The sequence below is a fragment of the Streptomyces sp. 130 genome (genome assembly GCF_007096885.1).
Lineage (GTDB): Bacteria > Actinomycetota > Actinomycetes > Streptomycetales > Streptomycetaceae > Streptomyces.
The window spans coordinates 1-561 of record NZ_VJNO01000126.1 but is presented as its reverse complement, the minus strand read 5'-3'; the positions used below and the strand labels follow the sequence as shown (position 1 = coordinate 561).

Sequence of the window (561 nt, the reverse complement as noted above, 5' to 3'; positions counted from 1 at the left end):
GGTCGTGGTCCTGGACGCCTTCCCGCTGAACTCCAGTGGCAAGACCGACCGCAAGGCCCTCCCGGAACCGGAGTTCGCGGCACGGTCCGCCTACCGCGAGCCCGCCACCGCGCTGGAGGAGACCCTGCGCGCGGCCTTCGCCGACGTCCTCGGCCTGGCCGCCGACACCATCGGCATCGACGACTCCTTCTTCGACCTGGGCGGGCACTCCCTGCTCGCCACCAGACTCGTCGCGAAGATCCGCACCGCATTCGGCGCCGAACTCGGCGTCCGCGCCGTGTTCGAGGCACCCACGGTGGCCGCCCTCGCGGCCCGGCTCGTCGTCGCGGACCGGGCACGCCCCGCGCTGGAGCCCCAAGAGCGCCCGGAGCGGCTGCCGTTGTCCTACGCGCAGCGGCGGCTGTGGTTCCTCGACCAGTTCGAGGGTCCGAGCGCCACCTACAACATCCCGGTCGTGCTCCGGCTGACCGGTGCGCTGGACGTGGCTGCGTTGCGGGCCGCGGTGGCGGACGTGGTGGCCCGGCACGAGAGCCTGCGTACGACCGTGTCGTCGGACGAGGC

The 561-nt window shown here is 73.1% G+C and carries 1 protein-coding gene; it reads left to right on the top strand.

The features are described from left to right. Positions 1–561: phosphopantetheine-binding protein (locus tag FKN01_RS32305; RefSeq protein WP_143626193.1), on the top strand; the 561-nt coding region annotated here is incomplete at both ends.